Raw genomic sequence first — 18633 nt, forward strand, 5'->3', positions numbered from 1 at the left:
GTGATGAATAACCCACAAACAAGCGCAGCCAAGGATGGTGAAGCGCAAAACCAAACTACTGAGCAGCAGAGCCAAAAGGACGATTGGCAAGATCATATTGCAAAGCTTTTAGAGTACTCTAAGCAGCTCAAGGATGATTACCAAACTCAAGGAAAGATCACCCATCAGCTTGCTAAGGCTGAATGGCGGTTGTCGCTCAGATCGCTTGCATTGATCACTATATTTTTAGGCTGTTTTGCCAGTGGTTTGGTTTTGTTGTGGGCAGGATTTTTAGGTGCTGTTGGATACGGTGTATATGATCTTTTTGGGTCAGTATGGTTGAGTATTGCAACAGCTACTTTGCTGCAAGTTGCTTGTTTAGCATGGCTTTGGAAAAATACGGTTTACCTAAGCAATAAAATTGGCTTTAGTAAAACACTTAAAAGCTTAAAACAACTGTTTAACTTATAAGGAAATTACTATGTTAGTTAACTACTTAATTAAAGCACCTAATGAAAACGTTGATGCTCTTAGCAAGCAAATGCATACGCGCAGTGAGCTGAAACGCCAACATCATGCAGCGTTTCAATATAGGCTAAAGCGTTTTGCCGCAACTAAAGTGGGACTAACAAGTGCCTTTTTAGCCGGTGCAGCTGTACAAGCAGGGAAAGGCGAAACCAGCTTTGTAAGGAAATACGGCTGGCTTGTTAAGCTATTTGCTTAAACATTAAATATTTCTACCGTGATCGGATAAGTAATTAATACTTGGGCCACTTGGCACAACTTGTGTTGGATTGATCATTGTATGGCTAAAATAGTAATGACGTTTAATATGATAAAAATCAACTGTCTCTGCTATTCCCTTAACCTGATATAGCTCTCTAAGGTATCCGCTCAGTGAAGGATAGCTTTCAATTGTGCGTAAATTACATTTAAAGTGACCTACGTACACACTATCAAACCGAATGAGCGTGGTGAATAATCGCCAATCTGCCTCTGTGAGTTCATTTGTGGCTAAATAACGCTGCCTGCTCAGTATCCCCTCTACTTTATTGAGCGCTTTAAATAAATCATTAAATGCCTCTTCATAAGCATCCTGAGTTGTTGCAAAACCCGTACGATATACACCATTATTTATATTTGGATAAATCAGCGCGTTTAATTCGTCAATTTTTGGTTGCAGCGCCTCAGGATAGTAATCATCTTTATTACCTGTTAATTCATTAAATGCACTATTGAACATACGTATAATATCGGCAGACTCATTACTGACAATTTTATTTAGCTTTTTATCCCACAATACGGGTACGGTGACTCGCCCGGAGTACTTTGAGTTACTTTTTGTATACACTTGATGTAAGTAGTTACTATTAAATAAAGCATCGCCAGTACTGTGGTTTTTCGTATCAAATCCCCAGCCACTATCAAGCATATCAGGGCTAACAACCGATACCGTAACTAACTCTTCCAACCCTTTTAACGCTCTAAATATAAGTGTTCGGTGAGCCCAAGGACATGCTAGCGATACATATAAATGATACCTGTTCGCTTGTGCTTTAAAACCTGCGTCACCGGTTATTCCAGCACTGCCATCAGCAGTAATCCAATGGCGTAACTGCGCCGCTTCGCGCTCAAATTTACCGTTACTTGAGTCGGTGTCGTACCATTTATCTTGCCATTGACCGTTAACTAATAATCCCATGAAACTCTCCTAAAAATATTGTTAAATTTTGCCGAACTCGCCGTTTTGATAATCACGCACCGCTTGCTGTACTTCAGCTTGAGTCGTCATTACAAACGGCCCCATATGAGCAATAGGTTGATTAAGTGGATCGCCTGCTAAAATCAATACACCAGCGCCGTGCTCAGAGCTAATATTAATATCACTGCCTGGTTCTAAAATAAGTAACTTACCCGCTGGTATTGTTTGATTGTCGCTCGTTATAAGTGAGCCGCTATGAATATAAAGCATTACTTTTTGTTGGCTAAGAGGCTCTAAATCCATGCTTTTACCAGCAGGTAATGTAATATCAGCGAGCGCTGCATTAGCAGCTAAACTTTGCAGAGTGCTTGTAAGCGTTTCACTTTCGAACTGCCACGATCCCGCAAGTGCTTTTAACGTCACACCTTGTGTATTTGTAAAACTCGGAGCTGGGTTTTTAGTAGTATCTTGATAACGTGAATCACGCATTTTTTGTGCGCTTGGCATATTGATCCAAATTTGAAAGCCATGCAGACCATCAACAGCATCAGCGAGTGGCATTTCACTGTGCATGACGCCGCGCCCTGTACTCATCCATTGCACATCGCCTGCTTTAATTGCTTCTCTGTTACCCATTTGGTCACGATGCTCAAAGCCACCTTTTAGAATATAAGTAAACGTTTCAATACCTCGGTGCGGATGCTCAGGAAAGCCTCCCATATACTCTTTTTTGTCGTCTGACTTAAGTTCATCAATCATTAAAAATGGATCTAAGTATTTACCATCAAACCCAGGTATACGGCTAATGTTCACGCCATCACCATCTTGAGTTGCATAAGCTGTCAGTATTTTTAATATTTTCATTTTTTAATTCACTCTAAAGCATAAGTTTATGAGGCTATTAAATCATTCATTAAACAAAACAACTATGTCTTTAAATCGACCTTAACATTCCAAAAAATAGAACTATAATGATTCATTGGTTATATTTTCAACCTTATAATTACTATGGTTATTTGGAGTGAATTTGGCTACAATTGTTATTGCAAAATACAAAACTAAGGAATGGTTATTTTTACTTATTCTCTCAAACATCAGCTTTATCGTTTGCTTATACTGTTAAGTATTCCAGGCACTGCTGTAATTATTTTTACACTGCTGCTTGAGCGCGATCACTCTATTGAGCAAAGTGAAAAAAAAGTAGAAAACATTGCTAAGCAATTAATTTTACAGCAAAAGCATTTAGTCGATGATATTAACCGGTTAGCGCGTTACTTAGCTAAAGAGGAAAGTAAGAAAGAAAATCTAGCAACGTCCTGCCCTAATTATTTTAATCAATTTAGAGCTATATACGCGCACGTTGCCAATATCGGGATTGTAAATCCAAATGGCATTGTTATATGCACAACAAGCGGGTTAGCCAAAAAAATAAATATTGCCGATCGGGCGTATTTTCAAAACGCCTTAAAAAGCAACCAATTGTCGGTAGGTTATTTTCAGCACGACCGAAGCCTGCAAAAAAACACCCTTAATTTTGCGTTACCTATTATTAATAAAAAAAATGTAATACAGGGCGTTGTAGTTATCGTTGTTGCGCTAGACTGGTGGAATAATGCGTTTAATGACATTGAACTTCCGCCGGGCTCTATTGCTGCAATTGCTGATTCTAACGGAAAAATTTTAGCGCGTTATCCTCCTACAACAGCCACGCTTGGCGATAATATCGCACAGACTTTATTAGCAACTGATTCTTCGATTGATACTGAGGCATCAACAAAAATAAAATCTATTGAAGGTGAAGCCCGAATGCTTCATCACTCTGTTATTTATAGCGATCCGAGTAACAACAGCTTAAATATACATATCGCACTTCCTGTCACGCATGCTTTAAAACAAATAAATAATAACTTTTTTATAGCGATTGGTGTGTTTATTTTATCGCTACTGATACTGTCTTTAATTGCACGAAAACTACTTAAAACAAGTATTATCGACCCAATTAATAATCTAACAAATGCAACAAATGTGCTAGCTAAGGGCGAAATGCCCGCACAAAATATACAGCCCAATAATCCCGAACTAAATACTCTTTATCAGCATTTTAAATCAATGGCGCAAACTAGGTTAACAGCCGAGGCTAATTTAAAAAACAAGCATGACGAGCTTACTAGCTTGCTTAATACTCTGCCTGATAGTTACGTTAGAATTAACATCCATGGCGATATTCTCAACATAACGGGGCAATTTAAGCCCCAAGTAAACCCAAATAGCACTGCCGCACCTCATTTATCATCAATACTTTCACACAGCAATGTTCAGCTTTTATTATCGCAGTTATCTAAACTTGATGTTTCGAGCAATTTAGAATTCACACTCGAAAAATCAGATCCTAAACGCAGCTTTGAAGCGCGTATTAGTGCTATGCAAAGCAAAAATGAATACGTTGTTGTACTACGTGATATAACACAGCGAAAAGTAAATGAAGAAGCACTCCACCTTGCCTCGCTAGTGTATAACAACAGTAGTGAAGGTATGGCAATCACCGATCCAACAGGTATTATATTTGATGTGAATCCTGCATTTAGTAAAACGACCTTATATAGTAAAGAAGAAGTTATTGGGCGGTCCTCTTCAATTCTTTCATCAGGAAAACATGATAAGAAATTTTACAATAAAATGTGGTCAGAGTTACAGCAAACTGGCCGTTGGCAAGGCGAGGTTATTAACCGTAAAAAGAGCGGGCAGTTGTACTCTGAGTGGCTCACAATCGATACGGTTTATGATAAAAATAATGCACCAATTCGTCGAATCGCGATATTCACAGACCTCACAGAGAAAAAACAAGCTAATGAAACTATTTGGCGACAAGCTCACTTTGATCACTTAACAGACTTGCCAAATCGTTTAGAGTTAAAAGAGCGATTAAATAAACGATTTTCAAATTTTGTTACTCCAGATAATCAATTGATTGTCATGCTTTTAGATATTGATCACTTTAAAGATATTAATGACACTTTGGGTCATCACTATGGCGACAACTTATTAAAACTCGTATCACAACGCATAGTACAGTCGGCAAAGAATGCTGACTTTGTGGCTAGGATTGGTGGTGATGAGTTTGTTATTGTGTTCAATCAAATTAAAAGTACGCGCCATATTAATCAAATTGCTAGTAATATTTTACTTAGCTTATCGTCAGCTTTAAATCTTGAAAACGAAGAGTTATTTATTAGTGCAAGCATAGGTATTGCATGTGCCCCAAATGATGGTAAAAATACTGAACAGCTTTTAAAAGCAGCCGACCAGGCTATGTATAAAGCAAAGAGTAATGGTCGTAATTGTTTTGAGTTTTTTTCTGCTGACATGCGCGAATATGCACATGCTCGCATGGTGCTATTAAAAGACTTACGAAGTGCCATTGAACTTGAACAGTTTAAGTTATTTTATCAACCCATTGTTGCTTTAAATGATTTACATATTCATAAAGCTGAAGCGCTGATTCGTTGGCAACATCCTGAAAAAGGCCTAATCAGCCCTATCGCATTTATTCCACTTGCTGAAGAAACCAGGCAAATAAATGCAATTGGCCAATTTGTATTTGCCCAAGCCCTTCAAACACTTAACGATATAAAAACACTAACCGATGATACTTTTCAAATAAGTGTAAATGTATCGCCAGTGCAATTATCCACTCCAGAGAGTGGCATAGATGAATGGTACGATATGCTAAAAGCAGCAAAACTACCTGCTTCGTCAATCGTGGCAGAAATAACTGAAGGCTTAATGGTTAATCCTGAAGCGCTAACACAAAGACGCCTAAAAGAAATCGTGAAATCAGGAATGCAGCTAGCTCTTGATGATTTTGGCACTGGATATTCATCGCTCGCTTACCTACAAGAAATGGACACCGACTATTTAAAAATAGATAAGCGTTTTGTCGATAATATTCAAGTAGGCAGCCAAGAACTTGCATTGTGTGAAGCCATAATCGTTATGGCGCATCAGTTGGGCTTAAAAGTAATCGCCGAAGGAATTGAAACTAAATTACAAATGCAGCTATTACTGGAAGCTGGATGCGATTACGGACAAGGTTATTTGTTTTCAAAACCTTTAAATAAAAGCAGTTTTATGGCACTTCTAGCGGATAAAAAAGTAGCTTTGTTAAAATAAATAGACAAAAAATAACTGTTACGCAATAAATAATGCGTCTGCGCGGTCAAGTTAAGCAATCAGATATAAAGTAGTAACAGGATTTTAAAATGGCAAAAGCAACATTAGAGCAATGGCGAATGTTTAAAGCTGTTGTAGATCATGGCGGGTTCGCAGGCGCAAGCGCAGCTGTACATAAAAGTCAGTCAACCGTACACCATGCAGTGCAAAAACTTGAAGCCGCCTTGCAAATTAAGTTGCTTGAAGTAAAAGGTCGTAAAGCATTTTTAACCGATAGCGGTAAGCTTATTTTACGCAGAGCTGAATTTTTAATTGAAGAAGCAACTAAAATAGAATCGGTAGCAACTACGCTTAGCGAAGGCGTAGAGAGCACATTAAAAATAGCCGTTGATGAAGTGTTCCCACACGCTATTTTATACCAGGCACTTGCTAAAACGAGTGAGCTTTACCCTCTTTTAAAAATTGATTTAGTAGAAAGCGTGCTAACCGGTGCAAACGAATTACTACATAACTCAGTAGTTGATTTAGCCATTTCGTCAATTCCTATTTATGGAATTAGCTGCAGTATGCTATGCGATATAGAGTTTATAGCGGTTGCGCATAAAGACCATGTATTACACCAACATACTGAACAACTCAACTTTCGAGACTTAAAGTTACATAGACAAATAGTAGTTCGCGACTCAGCAACCCACACCAGTCACAATGAAGGCTGGTTAGGTGCTGATATGCGCTGGACAGTGAGCCATTTACGCAACTCTATTGATATGGTTAGTCAAAATTTAGGTTACGCTTGGCTGCCAAAAACACAAATTGCACATTTAATTGAAGATAAAACGCTCATCGCGCTTAATTTAGATCAAGGTACAACCCGTACTCTTAATTTATATTTAATGTGCAACGACAACGACAGGCTTGGCCCTGCAGCACAAGAATTTAAAGAGCAAATTACTGCACTTACTAATTTAGCTAGCTAATAGCTATTCGTTTTTTACATCGAGGTGATCTGCTACATAGGCGCCTCGCTGCCCACGCTCTTTAGCTGGGCCTATAGTACTGTCTTTACCTGTTTGCTGTTCAGTTGCAGCATTAATAACAGCACCTAATGTGATTATATAAGCGCTGATATACAACCACATCAACATGATCACTACACCACCTAGTGAGCCGTAAGTTTCGTTGTAACTAGAAAAACGCGACACATAAAAAGAAAAACCTATAGATGCCAAAATCCACAGCACGGTAGCAATCGACGATCCCATCGTGATCCAACGCCATTTAGCGGGTTTACGATGCGGGGCATAACGATATAAAAGTACTAATGCAAAATTAAAGGTAAAAGCCAGTAATGGCCAAGAGATAAGTTTAATTAATAAATCTATACTTTCTTTTAGCCCCACCAAGTTTAGTACGATGGGTAAAATACCAATAATTAATAATGCAAAAATTGCGACAACAATCGCTCCTACTGAAAATAAAAAACGCACTAATTGAGCTTGAAAAAATGAGCGTTTTTCATATTCACGATAACTAATATTACACGCAGTTATAAGTGCTTGGCTGCCTTTTGAACTACTCCAAATGGTAAGTATGAGCGTACCGATTGCACTTAAGCTCAAGCTTGCACTTGATGTTTTAGCAAGGCTAGAAACCTGAGATAAAATCAGTTCACTGGTGCTTGGTGGAAGCAAAGTAACTATTTTACTTAAGTGCTCACTAATATCTGTTGGGGATGAAAAGTACGCATACACTGATACCATCGCCGCAATGGCTGGAAAAATAGCAAGTAACGCATAAAATGCCACACCCGCCGCCACTATAGATAAATTATCTTCGCTCATTTGCTTAAAAATACGTTTAACAATATCCCACCAGCCTATAAAAGGGATATGTGCAGGCTGCTCTGCTTCCTGTCCTCGTTTAGCTTCTTTCATTCTAAACCTCAATATTTATATTACGTTACTACAGCAAAATATTTGCCAAGTTATAAGCGTTTGGTATCAAACTTGCTAATATTTATCTATAAATGAATCAAACACGGAAGATAAGCCATGCTCGGCACCCTAAAAAGCAGTGTAGCGCTAGATAATACAGCACCAATGACTGAAGTAATCACAGTCGATACACTTTCGTGGAATTACTTTTATGAGCAAGCCGTGCAATTACTTCACGTAACAGCGCAAATATTACCCACTCTTTTACTCGGGGTCATACTTTTAGTACTCAGTTACTTAATTTCAGGACCTCTTTCTCGATTACTTATAAAGCCTATTGACTACATGACTGACAGCAAGCTTGTTCACCTAGTTGTAAGACGCAGTATAAGCACTTTAATTATTTTATTCGGCGTATATTTATTTTTACGTTTAGCTGGGCTCACTCAGTTTGCTGTTGCTATTATGAGTGGTACCGGATTAATAGGTTTAATACTTGGCTTTGCTTTTAGAGACATAGCAGAGAACTTTATTGCTAGTTTATTACTTAGTGTACAAAGACCTTTTAAAATTGATGATGTAATTGAAGTAGATGGCCGATTAGGTATTGTTAAAAAAGTAACCGCAAGAGCAACCACGCTTGTTGATTACGATGGCAATCATATTCAAATACCCAATGCGACTGTATATAAAAATACCATTAAAAACCTGACTGCCAATCCGAAAATGCGCGGGAAAGTAGAAATTGGTATTGGCTATGATAACGATATACGCAGCGCGCAAACTCTTGCCCTAGATATTGCGAATCAACAAAATGCGGTGCTTAGCGATCCACCCGCGCAGGTTTTAATAAAAAACTTAGGCTCATCTACTATTAACTTCGTTTTGTATTTTTGGGTTAATAGCGAGCAGCACAGTCCATTAAAAGTAGCCTCTCAACTTATGCGCGAATTAGTCAATGAGTTCACAAAACAAAACATCAGTATGCCAGATGACGCACGAGAAAGAATTATACTCACCGACCCTAGTGGAAGTGTTTCTAGTTTAGAGGAAAAACAACCATCGCAAATACAAAACGAAAAAAGTGAAACCATTGAGCAAACTAAAACGCTTGATGACGTAAGCAGTGATACCGACGAAATACGCGAACAGGCAGAGCAGTCAAGAGATCCAGAACAAGGGAAAAATATTATTTAAGGATACTTAAATTGTATTTAAGTAAAATTGAGACACAAAAAAGCCCGCAGTGTTAACTGCGGGCTTTTTATTGAATGAGTGAGTCAGCCTATAAGCCGGGTTTTGTCCTTTCCGAAGAAAGTGATAATCATTCGTCTAGGCCATAAATCGCTCTATGGCTCAAGCAACCTACCCGGTTCCAACGTGGGCCACGCCATAAGGAACCCTATTTGGTCTTGCTCCGAGTGGAGTTTACCTTGCAACCGACTATTACTAGCGGCCCGGTGCGCTCTTACCGCACCCTTTCACCCTTACCAACCCGAAGATTGGCGGTCTCCTCTCTGCTGCACTTGTCGTGGGCTCACGCCCCCCAGCCGTTAGCTGGCACTCTGCCCTATGGAGCCCGGACTTTCCTCCCCCTGATCATTTTCGTCACAGGCAGCGATCATCTTGGCTGACTCGGCGCGCAGTATACATGAGGCTAATACCAAGCGCAGTAAAATTTACTCTTTTTCTTCAATAATTGTTTTGTATAAAGCGTTTTTCTTCATTCCAAAGTATTCAGCAACCACACCACAGGCCTTTTTCATTGGCATTTCACTCTCAAGCAGTGCCAGCATTTTGCGCGCTTCAGGCGGAACATCGTCTATTTGCTTTGGTTTACCTGGAAGCATCAGCACTATTTCGCCGCGCTGCTTGGTAGGATCATCGGTTAAAAACTGTTTAAGCTCACTTACACTACCGTTAAAAAATGTTTCAAAGGTTTTGGTTAGCTCTTTAGCAAATACAACTTGTTGCTCATCGCCAAGGGCTAGTGCTAAATCATCAAGGCTTGCCATAATACGGTGCGTACTTTCGTACATTATGCTGGTGATACCTGAGTTAACAGCTTCGGTAAAAAAGTCTTGGCGAGCTTTGCTTTTAGCTGGCGTAAAACCAATAAACTGAAAACGGTCGGTTGGTAAGCCTGAACAACATACGGCTGTAATTGCAGCACATGCACCAGGTACGGGTGTAACATGAGCGCCTTGTTCGCGACATAAGTTTACAACTGCATAACCTGGGTCACTAATAAGCGGTGTACCAGCATCCGATACTAAAGCAATATTTAAACCTTGATTTAGTTGATCGATAATTTGCTGTGCTTTTTGTTTCTCATTGTGGTCGTGTAATGCAAACGTTTTTGCCTTAATTCCAAAGTGGCTAAGTAGCTTGCCGGTATGACGAGTGTCTTCAGCAGCTATTAAGTCAACTTGCGATAATGTCGCAATGGCACGGTGACTTAAGTCGTCGTAATTGCCAATTGGGGTGGCAACAATGTAAAGAGTGCCAATTTTCTGTGAATTCTCCTCATTTAACATTGAGGTCTCCTGCGTCAGTCAGTAATATAAGCAAATCGCGTTAACGTATTGGGAAATCATTTGTGCGACTTAAACTAGTTAGTCTATTAATTATATTGTCAGGGTTATCGGCGTGTAGCACAACCGAAAAACCAACTAAAAACAGCGATAACGTAAGTAACCGCTCTAATGCACTTCAAAATCAGGCAACCAGTGCGCAATCTATCTACCAATTGGCGCAAAACCGCCAAGGTGCCGATAAAATACAATTACTTTATAGTGCACGTGATGCTGCAATTAGTGAGCAAAACTGGCCTTTATTAGAGACAATTGGAAATGAGCTTGAATTAACAGCAAGTGTTGATCAAATTCAAAACCGTCTTTATATTGCATTTGCACAAAAACAACAGAATAAAAATGATCAAGCCTTAGTGATTTTACAATCGCTAGACGGACAACTTACTCAACCTGAACATTTTGCATGGCATCAGTTTTTAACTGCCACTATTTACGCATCACAAAATTTTCCTAAAAAAGCAGCGCCCTACTTTTTTAGAGCCTCTGAAACAGCAGCAAAAAATAACATTGAAATCCCTCAACTGAATCAAAATCTGTGGGATAACTTAAAACAACTCTCTTCATATGCGCTTGAGCGCTTTAACCGTGGTTCGGTTATTCAGCAAGGCTGGACTAACCTAGCGTTATATCATCAAGTATATGCAGGCAGCGGTGTAGAATTAGATCAAGCAATCAATAATTGGCGAAGACGCTATATTGGGCACCCCGCTTTTACTGTTTTACCTAAACAAGATGAAATGCTTACTGAGTTTGCACCTCTAAATATAGAACGCTTAGTTGTATTGTTTCCACAGTCAGGACCTAACGAACGCTTAGGTGATGCTCTAAAAGCCGGCGTGTTAGCAGCACTTGATACTCAAAATATCAACGACACTATTTTTATTGATGAAAACTTAAGTACAGAAGAAATTACAGCACAGCTTGAAGAAATAAAGCCTGACTTTGTAATTGGCCCACTACTTAAAGCAAATATAGATAAACTAGCTAATGCGCAAACGCTTATCGATACGCCAGTACTACATTTGAACACCTTTGACGGTGAACGAATTTCACTTCAACATTATTACTTTGCACTAAATCCTGAGCACGAAGTAGAACAAGCCCTAGAGCACTTTTTAGCAATGGGTTACCAAAAGCCGATGCTACTAGCGCCTAATAACGCTAACGGACAACGTCTTGTTGATTATTTTAACTTACAGTGGCAACGCTATAGCGAAACTAAGCCGCAAATAGGCTTTTATAACGATAAAAAAGATATGCCAAATACGATTACTAGCTTGCTGGAAGTAGATAAATCAAAAGAGCGCATAAAAACGGTTAAGGCATTATTTAGACAAGAAGTAGAAAATGAAACGCGCTCACGCAGTGATATTGATGTTATTTATATTTTAGGTGATGCAATAGAAACACGCTTAATTAAACCTTATCTTGATGTAAACGTAAGTACTTTTGCAGATCGTATTCCACTTTACGCCAGCTCTAAAAGCCACAGTAAACAAATTGATAGTACTGACAAAGGCGACTTAGACGGCCTATACTTCACTGAATTGCCGTGGATGCTCGATTCGCAAATTAAACAACATAATTTACGCCAGCAGTATGATTCGTTATGGCCAGAACAAGTAGATATTAGCCAACGCTTATTTGCAATGGCATACGATGCAGTATCTGTATTACCTGATATTAGGCAGTTAAGCGTAATGCCAGGTAATCAATACAGTGGCCTAAGCGGTAAATTATCAGTTAATACAAGCGGTCATATAGAACGTATGCTCGATTGGGCTCAATACACAAATCGTCGTATTAAATCTGTGCAATTAAAAACGCAGCGTCCTGTGCCATTGTTTATGCAATCAGCAAGTGAGATGCAAACTATAAATTAAACTTAATTAAGTAAGGGGGCGACATGTCGTGGTTTAAAGAGCTGTGGCACAATAGTCGCGAAAAAGGCCAGTATTATGAGCTTGAAGCGCAAAAATACTTAGTTACTCAAGGGTTAACGCCTATTGAACGTAATTATTACTGCCCCTTTGGTGAGCTTGATGTCATTATGAAAGAAGGTAACACCCTTGTATTTGTTGAGGTTAAGTTTCGTAAAAATAATGCTCGTGGCGGCGCAAACTATGCGCTTAGCCCACAAAAGCAAGCTCGATTAAAACGTAGTATTTATCATTACTTAGCAGCTAAAAATTTGACTAACCAAGCGCTAAGAATTGATTATGTAGCCATTACAGGAGAAGCATCTCCTAATATTAATTGGCTGAAAAATGTATTTTAAACACAAATACAAAGATAAAGATAAATTATTGGTAGGCTATGCAAGATACAATTAAAGAAATTTTTACAGAGAGCATTCAAGTTCAAATCGCTGCGGGTGAAGTACTACCGAGTGCGCTTGAGTCAGCTGCATTTACTATTGCACAAAGTCTGATCAACGGAAATAAACTCATTTGCTGCGGTACTGCAAATTGCCACATGCTCGCCCAGCATATGGCCGGTGTATTGGTTAATCATTATGAAACCGAACGTCCTTGTTTACCTGCAATTGCTCTATCGCAAGAAAACGTTAACCTTGGACAAAGTACTCAGGTAGACGATCACGATACATTTGCTCGTCAAGTCCGTGCTTTTGCTCAGCAAGGCGATTTATTGTTGGTACTGGCTATAAACGGTAACGAAAAGCATGTTATTTCTGCCGTTGAAGCTGCACTAACTAAAGATATGAAGGTCATAGTTATGGTTGGTGATGATGGTGGTGAGTTGGTTGGTCTACTTGGTCCTAATGATGTTGAAATTAGATCTCCATCTAAACGCCCTAGCCGCATTATCGAATCCCATTTAGTGAACTTACATTGTTTAAGCGAACTTGTTGATTTAACGCTTTTCCCTCAGGATGAAAATTATGTTTAAACGCTCTCTTATTGTTTTAGGTACTGTTGTATTACTTCAAGGCTGCGCAGCAGCTGTTGTTGCAGGTACAGCCAGTGCAGTAACTGCAGCGAACGACCGCCGTACCATTGGTTCACAAATTGATGATAACAATATTGAAATAAAAGCCAGTATTGCACTTAGTGAAGTAGAGCGTCTTGAAAAGTTCGCTAATATAAGCGCTGTAAGCGTTAATGGTATTGTTTTACTTGTTGGCCAAGTAGCAAATGAAGAAATGAGAAACGAAGCGCAGCGCACCATTGAAGGCGTTTCAGGCATTCGTAAAATACATAACCAAATTCGTATTGGTTCAAATATTGGCATTACTACACAAACTCACGACTCTTGGCTTACTTCTAAAGTAAAAGGCCAGCTTCTAACAGCAAAAGACATTAGTAGTAATAATATTAAAGTGGTTACAGAAAACGCTGAAGTATTTTTAATGGGTTTAGTATCTGACTCTGAGTCAACTCAAGCTGTAAATATTGCCCGTAATGTATCTGGCGTAGAGCGCGTAGTTAAAGTGTTTGAATACCTATAAATACAAAATACAGACATAAAAAAACCGCTAATTAGCGGTTTTTTTTGGCATTTACTTATTATTTAATAACGCGTAAATGAGAGCCTTTTTTCTTCTCAGGCTTTTCTGGTGATGTTTCATCAGTAAACTCAGCTGATGACTCAACACTTTCAAGCTCTGGCACAAAATCGTCTTCGTCCTCTAAAAACTCATCTGCGGTAAAGACTGTTCCTTCGCCATTTTCACGCGCGTATATTGCAAGCACAGCACCTAGAGGTACATACACTTGCATTGGCTGACCACCAAAGCGCGCATTGAAGCTAAGTTGGGTTAAGTCTAACGAAAACTGTGTGACCGCTGATGGACTTATGTTTAAAACAATTTGTCCGTCTTGAACAAATTGTGTTGGCACTTGTACATTTGCAAATCCAGCGTCTACCACTAAATGCGGTGTACACTCGTTATCGACTATCCAATCAAAAAAAGCACGTAATAAATAAGGACGATTAGGCGTCATTATAAACGGATCTCACGCTCAGCTTCAGTTAAAGAGGCTTGGAATGACTCACGTTCAAATAAACGGATCATGTACTCTTTAAGCTCTTTAGAACCTGCACCATTAAGCTCAATACCAAACTCTGGTAAACGCCACAATAGTGGAGCTAAATAACAATCTACTAAGCTAAACTCTTCACTCATAAAGTAAGGTGCTTCGCTAAAAATAGGTGCTACAGCAAGTAATGCTTCTGTTAGCTCTTTACGAGCTTGAGCCGCATCTGATGTGTTGTTACTGATTTTGTCAGCTAGGCTGTACCAGTCAGTATCAATACGATGCATCATTAAACGGCTACGACCACGCATTACCGGGTAAACAGGCATTAGTGGAGGATGAGGAAAACGTTCATCAAGGTATTCCATGATGATGTTTGCCTGATATAAACCAAGCTCACGGTCAATCAGTGTTGGCACTGTACCGTAAGGGTTAATTTCGTGAAGTGCTTCTGGCAAGTTATCTTTTTCAGCCAAATGAATATCTACACTTACACCTTTTTCCGCAAGTACAATACGTACTTGGTGGCTATACATACAGTTAGCACCAGAAAAAAGGGTCATTACAGGGCGCTTATTGGCAGCTACGGCCATGCCTATACCTCCATTAAATAACTAAAACAGCAAAAGGGGCTTAAGCCCCTATTGCAAAATTACCTTTAAAAATGTTCAACCTAATGAACATCTCTCCAGTATTCTTTCTTAAGCATAAATGCCAAGATAAACAGGATGATTAAAAATCCTATTACCTTAATACCTAGCGCTTCCGATTCAAGACGTGAAGGTTCACCCACGTATTCAAGGAAGTTCGTTAAATCACGAGCAGCTTGGTCGTATTCATCTACACTTAATTCACCCGTACCATCTGTTTCAGTAGCAATAACTTTGGTCACTGTGTGTCCATGTTCTTCTACTTCTTTAGTAATAGGCGTTGGTAAACCTTGTAGTTCTTGAAGAACATGAGGCATACCTACTAATGGGAAAACAATATTGTTAACCCCAAACGGGCGAGATTCATCTTTATAAAACGATTTTAAGTACGTGTAAATATAATCTGGTGATTTTACACGCGCAATTAGAGTTAAATCCGGCGGAGCCGCACCAAACCATTTTGCTGCATCGTCTTTTGTAATCGCGTTAGTAATATGGCTACCTACTTTAGAACCGTCAAAAATCAACTGTTCTAAACCAACTTCTGTTGGGATACCTATATCACGAAAAGTGCGTTCATAACGTTGATACTGCATTTGGTGACAACCAAGACAGTAGTTCATGAACAACTTTGCACCGCGCTGTAAAGATGCTTGATCAGTAAGGTCGTTATTCGCCTCCATTAAAGGAACCGACGGACCCGCTGCCATAACCATGTTAGGTAACAAGTTTACTGATAAAGCAAATAAACCAATAAGTAGCTTCTTCATCATTTCGTTAACCTCTCTGGCAATGGCTTAGTTTTTTCGTTCTTACTGTATACAAATAACAGTACGAAGAACATAAAGTAAGTCACAGTACAGATTTGAGAAATAATCGTTTTCAGATCAGTTTGAGGAGTCGCACCCACCCAACCTAAAAGAACGAAAGTAACAACAAAACCTGCAATGTTCCATTTATGGAAACCACAACGGTAACGAACCGATTTAACTCTACCACGGTCTACCCAAGGTAGTAACGCAAGTACCACAATTGATGCACCCATCGCCGCAACACCGATTAACTTATCAGGGATTGCACGTAAGATTGCATAGAATGGCGTAAAGTACCAAACCGGGAAAATATGCTCAGGTGTTTTAAGTGGGTTAGCTGCCTCGAAGTTAGGACCTTCTAAAAAGAACCCATTCATCGCAGGCATAAAGAACACAACCCAACAAAACAATATTAAGAAACCAACCACACCCACAATATCTTTAACTGTGTAGTAAGGGTGGAACGGTATCGCATCAACAATATCTTTCTTGTCAGTGTAATACTCGTGAAATTTAAATTTAGGCTTATCTTCTTCAGCTACTGAGCCTTTCTTACGTTTAATCTCAATACCTTCAGGGTTGTTTGAACCCACTTCGTGTAGAGCAACAATGTGTAAGAAAACTAAGATTACAATAACCAGTGGTAGTGCAATTACATGTAATGCAAAGAAGCGGTTAAGCGTTGCACCAGATATAACGTAGTCACCACGTATCCAAAGTGTTAAGTCATCACCAATAACCGGGATAGCCCCGAATAAAGAGATGATTACCTGTGCGCCCCAGAACGACATTTGCCCCCATGGTAATAAATACCCCATGAATGCTTCAGCCATTAGCGCTAAGAAAATAAACATACCAAATAACCACAGTAACTCACGTGGTTTTTGATAAGAACCGTAGATCATGCCACGGAACATATGCATATATACAACGATGAAAAACGCCGATGCACCTGTTGAGTGCAAATAACGTAATAACCAGCCATATTCTACATCACGCATGATGTACTCTACCGAGGCGAATGCGCCCTCAGCAGATGGAACAAAGTTCATCGTTAACCAAATACCTGTAAGGATTTGATTTACTAGTACTAACATGGCTAGAGAGCCAAAAAAGTACCAGAAGTTAAAGTTTTTAGGTGCTGGATACTGTGCAATGTGCATGTTCCAAACACGTGTCATTGGGATTCGGTCGTCTATCCAACCAATAATCTTACCAAACATTAGGCTACCCCTCTTTCTTCGCCCACTAAAATAGTGGTTTCATCTAGAAAAGTATAAGGTGGTATTTCTAAGTTTAATGGTGCAGGTACCGATTGAAATACACGGCCAGCCATATCAAATTTAGAACCGTGGCACGGGCAGTAGAAACCGTCATCAGTCCCTTCTACTTTTTCACCAAAGTTACCTTGTAAAAAGCCTGGCGAACATCCTAAATGCGTACAAATACCTACAGCCAGAAAGATTTCTGGACGTAATGAACGGTAATCATTTGTTGATGATTCTAATTGTTGTGGCTCTTGCGATTGTGGATCACGAAGTTGACCTTCATGTTCTTTCATCTGCTCAAGCATTTTTGGGGTACGTGATACAACCCATACAGGTTTACCACGCCACTCGACACGTATTAATTGTCCCGGTTCAAGTTTGCTGATATCTACTTCTACAGGCGCACCCGCAGATTTAGCTCGCTCACTTGGATTCCAAGACGCAATAAAAGGAACAGCAGCCCCAGCCGCACCAACACCACCTACAACAGAGGTAGCTATGGTTAAAAAGCGACGTCGGCCATTGTCTACAGGCGCATTGCTCATCCACTTATCTCCACTATGATTCTCAACACTTGCTATATTGAGAACATCAGTTACAGCAGGTTAATTATTCGAAATTTTTAAAATAGAAGCGATCATAATTAAAACCCTTGATTAAAACAAGGTTATTCAAAGCCCCATGCTCGAATAAACCTGACTTGATCAAAAATTTGATTAAGCTAGCTCGAGAATAAAGCCGAACGACTATAATAACGCTTCTGTAAAAACAATATACTGACCAAGATCAACATCACTAAGAGGAAACAGTAAAAACTGTACATAGTGTTGTTAAACCGCTCATTTTACTTACCGGACAATTGTAGCAAAAAATTCCACCAATTAACTGATGGATTTAAACTAATTACGATAATTATTTAACTTTTTTGCAGCTATCTGAGTATTTTTTAACTTTCGTTCGATTAATACGCAGTTATTAATAAATTTGATCATCATTAATTGCTGCAATCACCTTGTATGGCAGTCGCAATAAACAAATTTATAGTAAATTGAAAATGTAAACATTTTGATTTGAAAACAAAAAACCCAGCATAAGCTGGGTTTTTGAATTCTTGATAACGTATAGATTAACGTTTTGAGAACTGTGGACGCTTACGCGCTTTCTTAAGACCCACTTTCTTACGTTCAACTTTACGTGCATCACGTGTAACAAAACCTGCTTTACGAAGTTGTGGACGTAATGATTCGTCAAACTCCATAAGTGCACGAGTGATACCGTGACGGATAGCACCAGCTTGACCAGTTGTACCACCACCGGCAACGGTGATGTAAAGGTCAAATTTTTCAGTCATATCAACTAGCTCAAGAGCTTGATGAACAACCATGCGTGCTGTTTCGCGACCAAAATACTCTTCAAGAGAGCGTTTGTTGATTACGATGTTACCAGTGCCTGGGCGTAAGAATACGCGAGCACTTGAACTTTTACGACGACCTGTACCGTAGTATTGATTTGCCATGATGGTGCTC

Annotated in this window: 19 protein-coding genes and 1 other RNA gene; 9 read left to right on the forward strand and 11 right to left on the reverse strand. The window is 39.3% G+C overall.

Going from position 1 to position 18633, the window contains the following annotated elements:
- Positions 1-3 precede the first annotated feature (3 nt).
- Entirely contained in the window at positions 4-450 is a 447-nt protein-coding gene (locus WNY79_RS15265) for a hypothetical protein (RefSeq protein WP_024590208.1), read from the forward strand.
- A gap of 10 nt (positions 451-460) precedes the next feature.
- Complete coding sequence (locus WNY79_RS15270; RefSeq protein ID WP_342876298.1) at positions 461-703, forward strand: hypothetical protein; 243 nt, start codon at positions 461-463, stop codon at positions 701-703.
- A gap of 3 nt (positions 704-706) precedes the next feature.
- On the opposite strand, the gene WNY79_RS15275 is transcribed toward WNY79_RS15270, so the two are convergent.
- Positions 707-1681 carry a glutathione S-transferase family protein gene (locus WNY79_RS15275; RefSeq protein WP_342876299.1) on the reverse strand — a complete coding sequence of 325 codons (975 nt, stop codon included), beginning with the start codon at positions 1679-1681 and terminating at the stop codon, positions 707-709.
- A 21-nt stretch (positions 1682-1702) separates the two neighbouring features.
- Positions 1703-2545 (reverse strand): pirin family protein, encoded by an 843-nt coding sequence (locus WNY79_RS15280; RefSeq protein ID WP_342876300.1) that lies wholly within the window; start codon positions 2543-2545, stop codon positions 1703-1705.
- 201 nt (positions 2546-2746) lie between these two features.
- Here WNY79_RS15280 and WNY79_RS15285 point away from each other — a divergent pair, with 201 nt between their 5' ends.
- Positions 2747-5851 carry an EAL domain-containing protein gene (locus WNY79_RS15285; RefSeq protein ID WP_342876301.1) on the forward strand — a complete coding sequence of 1035 codons (3105 nt, stop codon included), beginning with the start codon at positions 2747-2749 and terminating at the stop codon, positions 5849-5851.
- An 89-nt stretch (positions 5852-5940) separates the two neighbouring features.
- On the forward strand, positions 5941-6828 hold the full coding sequence (locus WNY79_RS15290) for a LysR family transcriptional regulator (protein ID WP_342876302.1): 888 nt from the start codon (positions 5941-5943) through the stop codon (positions 6826-6828).
- 3 nt (positions 6829-6831) lie between these two features.
- Here WNY79_RS15290 and WNY79_RS15295 read toward each other — a convergent pair whose 3' ends face one another.
- Positions 6832-7785 (reverse strand): YihY/virulence factor BrkB family protein, encoded by a 954-nt coding sequence (locus tag WNY79_RS15295; protein ID WP_024599277.1) that lies wholly within the window; start codon positions 7783-7785, stop codon positions 6832-6834.
- 117 nt (positions 7786-7902) lie between these two features.
- On the opposite strand from WNY79_RS15295, the gene WNY79_RS15300 reads away from it, so the two are divergent.
- Positions 7903-8982, forward strand: coding sequence for a mechanosensitive ion channel family protein (locus WNY79_RS15300; protein ID WP_024599276.1), 1080 nt, complete (start codon positions 7903-7905; stop codon positions 8980-8982).
- Between the two features lie 75 nt (positions 8983-9057).
- Here the strand turns inward: WNY79_RS15300 and rnpB are convergent.
- An RNA gene (rnpB, locus tag WNY79_RS15305) (RNase P RNA component class A) lies at positions 9058-9423 on the reverse strand.
- A 41-nt stretch (positions 9424-9464) separates the two neighbouring features.
- A complete protein-coding gene (rsmI, locus tag WNY79_RS15310) occupies positions 9465-10322 on the reverse strand; it encodes a 16S rRNA (cytidine(1402)-2'-O)-methyltransferase (RefSeq protein ID WP_010554279.1) in 858 nt (285 codons plus the stop codon).
- A gap of 62 nt (positions 10323-10384) precedes the next feature.
- Between rsmI and WNY79_RS15315 the strand changes: the two genes are divergently transcribed.
- Genes WNY79_RS15315 through dolP form a run of 4 tightly spaced genes read left to right on the forward strand, consistent with a single transcriptional unit; the run spans position 10385 to position 13848 of the window.
- Positions 10385-12262 carry a penicillin-binding protein activator gene (locus tag WNY79_RS15315; protein WP_024599273.1) on the forward strand — a complete coding sequence of 626 codons (1878 nt, stop codon included), beginning with the start codon at positions 10385-10387 and terminating at the stop codon, positions 12260-12262.
- A 23-nt stretch (positions 12263-12285) separates the two neighbouring features.
- Positions 12286-12657 (forward strand): YraN family protein, encoded by a 372-nt coding sequence (locus WNY79_RS15320; protein WP_024599272.1) that lies wholly within the window; start codon positions 12286-12288, stop codon positions 12655-12657.
- A gap of 38 nt (positions 12658-12695) precedes the next feature.
- Positions 12696-13289, forward strand: coding sequence for an SIS domain-containing protein (locus WNY79_RS15325; RefSeq protein ID WP_002957968.1), 594 nt, complete (start codon positions 12696-12698; stop codon positions 13287-13289).
- Positions 13282-13848, forward strand: coding sequence for a division/outer membrane stress-associated lipid-binding lipoprotein (gene dolP / locus WNY79_RS15330; RefSeq protein ID WP_076923782.1), 567 nt, complete (start codon positions 13282-13284; stop codon positions 13846-13848). The genes WNY79_RS15325 and dolP overlap by 8 nt, the downstream gene beginning before the upstream one ends.
- A 58-nt stretch (positions 13849-13906) precedes the next feature.
- Here the strand turns inward: dolP and WNY79_RS15335 are convergent, their stop codons facing one another.
- The 6 genes from WNY79_RS15335 to rpsI form a co-directional block, all read right to left on the reverse strand.
- A complete protein-coding gene (locus WNY79_RS15335) occupies positions 13907-14344 on the reverse strand; it encodes a ClpXP protease specificity-enhancing factor (protein WP_076923713.1) in 438 nt (145 codons plus the stop codon).
- Positions 14344-14970: a stringent starvation protein SspA gene (gene sspA, locus WNY79_RS15340; RefSeq protein ID WP_002957965.1), complete on the reverse strand. Its 627-nt coding sequence runs from the start codon at positions 14968-14970 to the stop codon at positions 14344-14346. Before sspA ends, WNY79_RS15335 begins: the two co-directional genes overlap by 1 nt.
- An 80-nt stretch (positions 14971-15050) precedes the next feature.
- Positions 15051-15800: a cytochrome c1 gene (locus WNY79_RS15345; protein ID WP_024599270.1), complete on the reverse strand. Its 750-nt coding sequence runs from the start codon at positions 15798-15800 to the stop codon at positions 15051-15053.
- Positions 15797-17062 (reverse strand): cytochrome b N-terminal domain-containing protein, encoded by a 1266-nt coding sequence (locus tag WNY79_RS15350; protein WP_007378320.1) that lies wholly within the window; start codon positions 17060-17062, stop codon positions 15797-15799. The genes WNY79_RS15345 and WNY79_RS15350 overlap by 4 nt, the downstream gene beginning before the upstream one ends.
- On the reverse strand, positions 17062-17652 hold the full coding sequence (gene petA, locus WNY79_RS15355; RefSeq protein WP_024599269.1) for a ubiquinol-cytochrome c reductase iron-sulfur subunit: 591 nt from the start codon (positions 17650-17652) through the stop codon (positions 17062-17064). The genes WNY79_RS15350 and petA overlap by 1 nt, the downstream gene beginning before the upstream one ends.
- Before the next feature lie 581 nt (positions 17653-18233).
- The gene (gene rpsI / locus WNY79_RS15360; protein WP_024599268.1) at positions 18234-18626 is read right to left on the reverse strand and encodes a 30S ribosomal protein S9; all 393 of its coding nucleotides are present in this window, start codon (positions 18624-18626) and stop codon (positions 18234-18236) included.
- Positions 18627-18633 lie beyond the last annotated feature (7 nt).

This window comes from Pseudoalteromonas sp. AS84 (assembly GCF_038900255.1).
Lineage (GTDB): Bacteria > Pseudomonadota > Gammaproteobacteria > Enterobacterales > Alteromonadaceae > Pseudoalteromonas.